The sequence below is a fragment of the Brucella thiophenivorans genome, from assembly GCF_002252445.1.
GTDB classification, from domain to species: Bacteria; Pseudomonadota; Alphaproteobacteria; order Rhizobiales; family Rhizobiaceae; genus Brucella; species Brucella thiophenivorans.
This window is the reverse complement of sequence record NZ_NNRJ01000059.1, coordinates 25,161-34,587: the sequence shown is the minus strand read 5'-3', so window position 1 is coordinate 34,587 and position 9,427 is coordinate 25,161. Positions and strand designations below refer to the sequence as shown.

Genomic DNA, 9,427 nt, shown 5'->3' with positions numbered 1-9,427 from the left:
TTGTAAAAATGGCCTCAAGCCCTCCGGCCGCGCCCAGGAGATGACCTGTCGCCGATTTGGTCCCGCTAACCGCGATCCCATTGTTAGAGCCAAAAACGCTCTTGATGGCTCGGATTTCGCCCAGATCGCCAACTGATGTCGAGGTAGCATGCGCATTCAGATGGCCGATGTCGCCGGGCTTTATTTCAGCCTGTGCAATGGCGATCTCCATTGCTCTGCGTGCACCATTGCCGTCCTCGGGGCCAGAGGTGATATGGTGCGCGTCGGCTGTTGTTCCGTACCCGACGAGTTCTGCAATTGGCGTCGCACCGCGAGCAAGTGCATGGCTGAGTGCTTCAATAACCAGCATGCCCGCTCCTTCGCCCATAACAAATCCGTCGCGAGAGGCATCAAAGGGCCGCGATGCCTTGCTCGGCGTGTCATTGAAGCTGGTCGAAAGAGATCGTGCCGCGGCAAAACCGCCGAGACTAACAGTGTTCATGCAGGCTTCGGTTCCGCCGCAGAGCGCAATGTCTGCTTCATTTGCCCTGATCATTCTGGCAGCATCGCCGATAGCCTGAACACCTGCAGCGCACGCCGTCACAGGTGCCCCAATGGGCCCCTTAAAGCCAAAACGGATCGACGCTTGCCCAGCTGCGAGGTTGACGAGAAACGACGGAATAGTGAAGGGCGAAAGACGGCGGACACCGCGTTGATCGACGGTTCGGACTGCCTCGCTTATCGCGGGAAATCCGCCTATACCCGACGCAATGATCGTCGCGGTCCGTAGTTTCTCTTCATTTGAGGTCGGCTTCCATTTTGCCTGAGCGAGCGCTTCTTCAGCTGCGGCGAGTGCGAAGATGATAAACCTGTCGACCTTGCGTTGGTCTTTGGTAGAGAGGACTGTATCCGGGTCAAAGCCTCCTTCAGCATCATCCGCGATTGAGGGGACTATCCCGCCGATCTTAGACGGAAGATCAGCGACGACATCATCTCCCAGTCGCCGTATTCCGCTGGTTCCTGCAAGTAGACGCGGCCAGGAAATACCAGCATTCGCTCCAAGGGGGCTGACAGCTCCCATTCCTGTGACAACGATCCTACGCATTGGTTTTACGCCTTTGTTTTCTTTGAATTTGGCATGTTTCCTTACTGCCGGGCGAGAAGTGGTCCGGGAGCATTTCTTAGAACATGCAGTGTTAGGTTGGGCCGCAAGAGCGCTATTGACGCCGTATCCGATCTGCAGAGCCACTTCAGCTCATGAGCTGGACGGAATAATGGAGCCGTCTCTCATTTATGGGGGCAAGCTTCATATGCTCCGTCATCCCCTTTACCACCTGCAATGCGCCTCACTTCGTTAGCGGCTGTATCGAGGACATTCTGCGACAAGTTCTCATCCTCAATGAGGCGAGACATCGTGACAGCACCGACCATAAGGGACAAAATCGCTATTGCCTTGCTGCTCGGATTTGACCTGCCGGTCTCGTGCATCAATTCGTCCAAAACCTCGAAATGAGCCCTGATCCCGCCCTCGAATGGTTGTCGAACATCTTTACTTTGACGCGCCGCGTCTGCTCCCAATGCAACCAAAGGACAACCGTCAGCCTTCTCGCCACGATGTCCGGACGAAAGATAGAACTCAATAATAGCTTCCAGAGGATCTGGGCTTTCGGCCGCAGCTCTAGACCATCTGCGGGTTGCGCCTTACATAGCGCGCCGAGAAGCCAATGCAGCAAGGTGATCCTTGGATGTAAACTGCTTATAGAAGGCGCCTTGCGTTAAGCCCGCACCTTTCATGAGGTCCTTCAGGCCGATCCCGTCAAAACCATGTTCTCGAAACAGTCGACTGGCCACGTTAATCACTGTTTCGCGATTCTCTTCGGCCTGTACGCTGCTCACTCTCATAATAGCCTCCTATTAGATTTCATTTGACATCTATAGCATAAATAGAATTAGATCGCAATCTAATTTGTTGGATTTCAGGTTATGAAGAGAAAGCAGAAATGAAACGCAAACAAGTCTGGGCCATCGCGGGTTTCACAGTGGCCGCCGCCACTGCGGCGGCTTTTTTTGTAGTTTTGGAAGCACCAAAGCGCGAAGCTGAGGCCGCTGATCCAAGGACGTCTTTCCCCTTGGTTCGGGTTACTGAGGCAAAGGCCACCGGAATGGCCGAGCGCTCTTTCACAGGTACTGTCGCCCCCCGTGTCCAGAGCAATCTAGGTTTCCGCGTTCCTGGCAAGATCATTGAGCGAATGGTGGACGTGGGACAGCAAGTCCGACAGGGTCAGGCGCTGATGCGCATTGACGAAACCGATCTCCAGCTAGCACTAACCGCCAAGCGCAACACGGTGTCTGCAGCGCGCGCCGTTTTGATCCAAGCGCAGGCTGACGAACAACGCTATGCAGCTTTGGTAAAAAATCGCCTGGCGGCAACCCCGCAGCGTTATGAGCAGGCGAAGACGGCTTTGGATACGGCAACGGCGCAACTCGCAGCGGCTGAAGCTGACGCAAAGGTCGCGGAAAACGCAGCAGCTTACGCGGTCCTGTTCGCAGATTCTGATGGAACCATAGTTCAGACATTAGGGGATCCGGGACAAGTTGTGGCAGCCGGACAGAGCGTGATTCAACTGGCGCAGTCCGGGCCACGCGAGGCTGTGGTCTGGCTTCCCGAGACCCAGCGCCCCGCTCCCGGCTCGCAAGCTCAAGCGAGTATCTATGGCGGCGGAAGTCCCAATGACAAAGCCAGGCTAAGGCAGATTTCCGATTCTGCTGATCCACAAACCCGGACCTACGAGGCGCGCTACATTCTTGAGGGAGGTGCGGCGTCGGCCCCACTTGGATCGACCGTTACGATAAAAATTCTGGATGCTGAACGCGAGCAGGAAGTCGCGGTACCCGTCAGCGCAATCCTGGACAACGGAAATCGCACAGGCGTGTGGGTAGTCAACGGCACCACATCCACGGTGAAGTTCACACCGGTTGCGGTCCGCCAAGTTGGTGAGGAGGCGGCATTTGTCACTGGTATCGGCATCGGAGAGCAGATTGTCGCCATAGGCGCCCATCTGCTAGATGACGGCGCGAGCGTTAGAATTGCCTCGCAGTCCGAGGTGACAAAATAATGAGCTTTAATCTTTCCGCCATCGCAGTTCGTGAACGCGCCGTCACCCTATTCTTCATTGTTCTTCTCGCTGCCGCTGGCGCCTACGCTTTTATCAAGCTGGGACGCGCCGAAGATCCGTCGTTCACTATCAAGACATTGACGGTCACTTCCGTTTGGCCAGGTGCCACTGCGCGTGAAATGCAGGACCTTGTTGCCGAGCCGCTCGAAAAGCGTCTTCAGGAACTGACATGGTATGATCGTGTCGAAACAACGACCAGACCCGGCTACGCGTTTTTGACGGTCACTCTCAAGGATAATACGCCCGCAAGTGCCGTCGCAGAAGAGTTCTATCAGGCGCGAAAGAAGCTCGGTGACGAAGCGCGCAACCTGCCTCCAGGCGTCATGGGCCCATTCGTCAACGACGAGTATTCAGACGTGAGTTTTGGCCTTTATGCTCTCAAAGCAAAGGGCATGCCGATGCGTGATCTCGTCAGAGAAGCGGAGGTCATCCGCCAGGATCTTCTACATGTTCCTGGCGTGAAGAAAATCAACATAATCGGCGAACGTCCCGAACAGATTTTCGTCGAGTTTTCCTATGCGAAACTCGCAACTCTCGGTATATCAGCACAGGACATTGCTTCTGCGTTGCAGCGACAAAACACAGTCACGTCTGCTGGGTCCATCGACACACGAGGCCCACAGATCTTTATACGTTTCGATGGAGCCTACAACAGCGTCCAGGCGATTGCCGATACGCCTATTGTTGCTGCTGGACGAACACTGAAGCTTTCTGACCTAGCAGAGATACGGCGTGGCTATCAAGATCCTGCGACCTACATTATTCGCCATGAGGGCGAACCGACAATCATGCTAAGTGTGGTGATGCAGGCAGGATGGAACGGTCTTGATCTTGGTAAAGCGCTGGAAGAACGCTCTGCGTCGATCTCCCAAGAGTTACCACTTGGCATGACGCTTACCAAAGTAAGTGATCAGGCTGTCAATATTGATGAGGCGGTCAGCGAGTTCATGCTCAAGTTCGCAATGGCGCTGGGTGTGGTTCTGTTCGTGAGCCTTGTTGCGCTGGGCTGGCGTGTTGGCATCGTTGTGGCGCTTGCAGTGCCGCTTACCCTCGCAGCGGTGTTCCTGATTATGTTGGAGACTGGACGTTTCTTCGACCGTATCACACTGGGCGCGCTGATCCTCGCACTCGGCCTTCTGGTCGACGATGCCATCATCGCTATCGAGGTTATGGTAGTGAAGATGGAAGAGGGCATGGATCGCGTCAAAGCCGCTGCCTATGCCTGGAGCCACACAGCAGCCCCGATGCTCTCGGGCACTCTTGTTACAATCATCGGGTTGATGCCCGTCGGTTTCGCTAACTCAGCGGCCGGCGAATATGCTGGAAATATATTCTGGGTCGTCGGTTTTGCCCTGATCGTATCCTGGATCGTCGCTGTTACCTTCACGCCGTATCTTGGCGTTAAAATGCTGCCGAACATCAAGCCTGTCGAGGGCGGTCATCACGCCATCTACGACACGCCGAATTACCGTCGTCTGCGTTCCGTTATCGAACTCGCAGTCCGCCACAAGTTCGTAGTCTGCGCCGTTGTAGGCATTTCCATGGCCCTGTCGGTTGTTGGGATGGGTGGTGTGAAGCAGCAGTTCTTCCCGACATCGGATCGCCCGGAGGTCTTGGTTGAAGTGCGCATGCCAGAGGGCACGAGCATCGAAGCGACGACATCGGCGGTGAAGAAGGTCGAAGCATGGCTACAGACCCAGCCCGAAACAGATATCGTTACAAGTTATGTAGGGCAGGGTGCCCCTCGGTTCTTCTTCGCCATGTCCCCAGAATTGCCCGATCCTGCCTTCGCTAAGATCGTCGTGCTCACGCCCGATGCCCACGCCAGAGAAGAACTTAAGCACCGCTTGAGAGGTGCCATATCCGAGGGTCTTGTTCCTGAAGCATCCGTGCGTGTGACCCAGCTTGTATTTGGTCCCTATACGCCGTTCCCGGTCGAGTTCCGCATCATGGGGCCTGACCAAGATGAACTTTACAAGATTTCCGAGCAGGCTCTGGCAATCATGAAGACTGTTCCAGATGTACGCCAAGCCAACAGAGATTGGGGCAACCGCACGCCTGTGCTGCGCTTTGTCCCCGACCAGGAAAGGCTCAATCTGATCGGTCTCTCACCATCGGAGGCGTCACAACAAATGCAGATGCTGCTGAGCGGTATTCCTGTCACGCAGGTGCGCGACAATATCCGCAACGTGCCTGTCGTTGCACGCAGTGCTGGAGAGAGCCGCCTTGATCCTTCACGACTTGCCGACTTTTCGTTGATGAGCAGAGATGGTCGCCAAGTGCCACTCGATCAGATCGGACATTCCGAGATCCGCTTCGAAGAGCCGATCTTAAAGCGTCGTGACCGTACCCCGGTTATAACCATTAGGTCCGATATCAACGAGGCAACGCAGCCACCAGAAGTTTCGCAACAGGTGATGAAGGCACTGCAGCCGCTGATCGCCTCGCTCCCGTTTGGGTATCGTATTGAAATGGGTGGCAACATCGAGGAGTCCCTCAAGGCGAATACGGCACTGGCTCAGGTATTCCCGCTGATGATTGCTGCAATGTTGATCGTCATCATCCTGCAGGTTCGCAGTCTGTCGACCATGACAATGGTTATGCTCACCGCACCACTTGGTCTTGCCGGGGTGGTTCCGACCTTGCTTTTGTTCAATCAACCCTTCGGCTTCAATGCCATTCTCGGGTTGATCGGACTGGCGGGCATTCTGATGCGTAACACGTTGATCCTCACCGAGCAGATCAAGGAAAACCAGGCCGCAGGACTTGATGATTATCATGCTGTCATTGAGGCGACGGTGCAACGGACACGACCTGTAATACTTACTGCTCTTGCTGCAATTCTGGCGTTCATTCCGTTAACTCATTCGGTTTTTTGGGGATCGATGGCCTACACGCTTATCGGGGGAACGGCAGCGGGCACAGTCATGATTCTCCTGTTCCTCCCCGCGTTGTATGCTGTCTGGTTCAGGATCAAGCCGCAAAGCGAAGGGGCAAATCAAAACCATGCAAATGAAGAACCGCAACTGCCGATAAAAATGGCAATAATGGAGTGAGCACAATGAGCTCTGAAATCGTTCGCCAAAATTTATTAGGCCGACTTGGACCGCGTAAGCCGCCTTAGTAATCATATTAATTAAAAACGCGGGAGACCAGATTCTGGCTTTAGCACGAGCGCATCCTGAACGTTGCTAAGAGTCTCGTCAGACACTTTAATCGTGGCAATATAGTCGTCCGAAATTGATACGATAACGATACGCCAACTGAAATTCATTGGGTATTTACACCAGCAGAAGGTATGTCGTTGTTGCGTGGGAGAGAGACCTTAAGTTCGCGAACTGCCACTTGTGTACAACATCATTTTTCATCCTTTATCTGAATGTTTGAGAGGCTAGTGCACAAAGTCTCATGGGTGAAGAGTTTAAAATCACTCACCACGCAGCGTGAACCGAGTGAAGCGTGAAGCTTGTCCTTTCATTCATATAGCCCAGTTTTACCGCCAGTACACCATCAAGCACCCGCCCCAGAGGTTCCGACGAGGCTTCCAATCAAGTGATCGTTAAACAGGCGCTCGTTGCGCACTCGAAGTGGCCCGATTCTTATTAAAAGTATTTTCCATCGGGGAGAATTAAGATTCTTCACAACAGACAGGAGGCCAAAAATGGCCGAGCAAAAAGTAATCGTAATAACCGGTACATCTTCAGGGATTGGAGAGGCGGTGGCGCTGCTACTCGCGCAGGCCGGGCACTTAGTTTACGGGGGGCCGCGCCGTGAGGGGACGACTTCGGTTCCCAACCTTAAGAACCGCACTGTAGATGTATCAGACGACGCGTCTGTCTCCAGTTTCGTAGACGGCGTATTGTCGGAGACTGGACGTATTGACGTGCTAATAAACAACGCGGGGGTGTCCCTTTTGGGGCCAATCGAAATCACACAATCTCAAGAGGTCTCATGGGTCTTTGACACCAATGTTCTCGGTCGTCTCCGCCTGATACGAGCAGTCCTACCCTCAATGCGAACGAGAAAAAGCGGACTGATTATCAACGTGAGCTCGGTTCTTGGGTTTCTGCCGGCGCCATTTATGGGCGTCTATGCCGCAAGTAAACATGCCTTGGAAGGTTTATCGGAAAGCCTCGATCATGAGATCCGAAACTTCGGTGTCAGAGTTGTTTTGCTGGAACCAACCTTTACAAATACAAACCTAGACGTAAATGCCACTCAAACGGCAGCACCGCTTGGCGCTTACGCCTCGCAGTTTCAAGCGACTATCAGCGCCGTTCAAGGGCAGATCAAATCAGCACCATCTGCACAATTCGTGGCGGAGAAAATTGCCGATGTCATCGACGGACCTTACAAGCTACGCCAGCCAGTCGGAAAAAACGCAACACTTCTTTCGCGTCTACGTCGCTTTATGCCAGCCAAAGCCGTCGACGGCAGCCTGCGAAAGACCTTCGGTTTCGCCAAGAAAATCTGAGAGCCTGCGCTTTATATTTGGAATTGCCGCTTCGAGTGCCTCAAACTGTAGTGAGATTATACCGAAAAATAATTATTCGGTTCATTTCTTTTCAACACGTTTGTCGACCTCGCACTACAGACTCTCGTGAGAGTAAAATTCTTGACTGGCAATCTGCACATCGCCTAGTGACAAGAGCCAGTAATGCTAATCTCTTCAGATATTAAGGATGAATATTGCCAGAAATCAGAGTTCACTGGTTGCTTTGATAAATTGTATAGCCTTTAAGCTGACTAATTTAGCAGTATCTCCAGGTTTGTAGAGTGCGCCACCGATGCCAAACCCGGCGGCACCGGCGTCAATGTAGGCTTTCATATTATTGGGCGTAATACCGCCGACTGCGAACACAGGTGTCTCCGCCGGGAGCACAGCTTTCCATGCTCTGATAACATTTGGTGGAATTGCCTCGGCAGGGAAAGCTTTCACGGCGCTTGCTCCAGCATCTATTGCTGCAAAGGCTTCCGTCGGGGTTGCGACGCCCGGTAGGCTAACCATGTCCCTAGAGACACTGGCTTTGATGACCGAAAGATTTGCGTTCGGGGAGATGATGACCTTCGAGCCAGTAGCGGCGACATCGGCAACTTGTGCGGGGGTGAGAACCGTACCTGCGCCGATCAACGCATAATCGCCAAAACGCCGCTGCAGCTTTTCGATGCTCTTTAACGGATCAGGCGAGTTGAGCGGAACTTCTAGGATACGCCAGCCGGCCTCGATCAGCGCTTCACCGACAGCCTCGACCTCCTCCGGCTTGATGCCGCGAAGGATAGCGATCAGGTTGCATTGTTTGAGAGTGTCATGAAGATTCATCGTGAAAATCCTTATTTCGTCAAGTGCAAGTGGCCGACGATCAGCTGCACGCCCCGTTTGGCGGCGTCTGCCGGGCCTGGAATTATAGTCAGGCCAAAAAGCGTTGCGACACGCCCGTAGCGGTTGTTCAGCAAATTGTTGCCGACGATGCCAATAGCGTCACCTGCAAACAGCCAGCCGGCGGCGAGTGCCTGTCGGAATTCCGAACCTATGACAAGACCGGAGACGTAGTCACTGATATCCTTAGGTTCTAGCACGCCGGCAAGCACGCCGGTGCGGGCGGAAAAGACGGCGGAGAGAAATCCATCCGCGGCGCGGCCGTCACTGGCTGCAAATTCCGCGCCGCGATCAAAAGCCGACCATATGGGTTCTGCACCCGGAGCCGGTTCGATCCCTTTGGCGATGAAGGAGTATTTGGTGAGGAGCGAAAAGATTTCGCCGGTCGCATAAGTCTGGAAGCCGGCGAGGCGACCACCCTCGACGCGTGCCCATTTGCTATGGGTGCCAGGGAGCACGACGATGCAATCGTTTTTGAGGCCAAACCCGACGATTTGGGTTTCCTCGCCACGCATAACATCCGGAAAAGGCTTTGCCGCCAGATCACGCATGCCGGGTAGGAAGGTGACGACTGCGCCGTTTTGCAGTATTAGCTGTCTGGTGCCGGCAGCAAGTTCGGCGAGGCCAGCGGGTGTGTCGACGTAAGGCACTTCGATCCAGCCGTTACGGCTGGTGATCATGCCGGAGGCTATTACCGGAAGCGGCCCGTGTTGGGTAAACCAGGTGCCCACGGCCTCCATCAGAGCGGCCTCGAAAGCACCGTCCTTCACGAACTGGATGCCACCACTTATGGTGTCGCAGGTTTCGAGCGTTTCGCCCGCTTCCGACACGAGAGCGGCGCGCAACGAACTCGTGCCCCAGTCAAGGATGATCGACACAGGTTTATGCATTCCAG

General features: G+C 54.2%; 6 protein-coding genes and 1 pseudogene. 3 read left to right on the top strand and 4 right to left on the bottom strand.

Features of this window, described 5'->3' with window-relative positions:
- Nucleotides 1–1,084, bottom strand: a 1,084-nt coding sequence (locus tag CEV31_RS18570) for a beta-ketoacyl-ACP synthase (protein ID WP_094509366.1), incomplete at its 3' end; no start/stop codon positions are given.
- A gap of 182 nt (nucleotides 1,085–1,266) precedes the next feature.
- Nucleotides 1,267–1,881, bottom strand: a pseudogene (locus CEV31_RS18565) (TetR/AcrR family transcriptional regulator).
- A 98-nt stretch (nucleotides 1,882–1,979) separates the two neighbouring features.
- Between CEV31_RS18565 and CEV31_RS18560 the strand changes: the two are divergent.
- The 3 genes from CEV31_RS18560 (at nucleotide 1,980) to CEV31_RS18550 (ending at nucleotide 7,629) form a co-directional block, all read left to right on the top strand.
- Nucleotides 1,980–3,095, top strand: coding sequence for an efflux RND transporter periplasmic adaptor subunit (locus tag CEV31_RS18560; protein WP_094509364.1), 1,116 nt, complete (start codon nucleotides 1,980–1,982; stop codon nucleotides 3,093–3,095).
- Nucleotides 3,095–6,211, top strand: coding sequence for an efflux RND transporter permease subunit (locus CEV31_RS18555; protein ID WP_094509362.1), 3,117 nt, complete (start codon nucleotides 3,095–3,097; stop codon nucleotides 6,209–6,211). Before CEV31_RS18560 ends, CEV31_RS18555 begins: the two co-directional genes overlap by 1 nt.
- Nucleotides 6,212–6,816: 605 nt before the next feature.
- Nucleotides 6,817–7,629 carry an oxidoreductase gene (locus CEV31_RS18550; RefSeq protein WP_094509360.1) on the top strand — a complete coding sequence of 271 codons (813 nt, stop codon included), beginning with the start codon at nucleotides 6,817–6,819 and terminating at the stop codon, nucleotides 7,627–7,629.
- 225 nt (nucleotides 7,630–7,854) lie between these two features.
- Here the strand turns inward: CEV31_RS18550 and CEV31_RS18545 are convergent, their stop codons facing one another.
- Nucleotides 7,855–8,475 carry a 2-dehydro-3-deoxy-6-phosphogalactonate aldolase gene (locus CEV31_RS18545; protein ID WP_094509359.1) on the bottom strand — a complete coding sequence of 207 codons (621 nt, stop codon included), beginning with the start codon at nucleotides 8,473–8,475 and terminating at the stop codon, nucleotides 7,855–7,857.
- Nucleotides 8,476–8,486: 11 nt separating this feature from the next.
- A complete protein-coding gene (locus CEV31_RS18540; RefSeq protein WP_094509357.1) occupies nucleotides 8,487–9,422 on the bottom strand; it encodes a 2-dehydro-3-deoxygalactonokinase in 936 nt (311 codons plus the stop codon).
- Nucleotides 9,423–9,427: the final 5 nt, after the last annotated feature.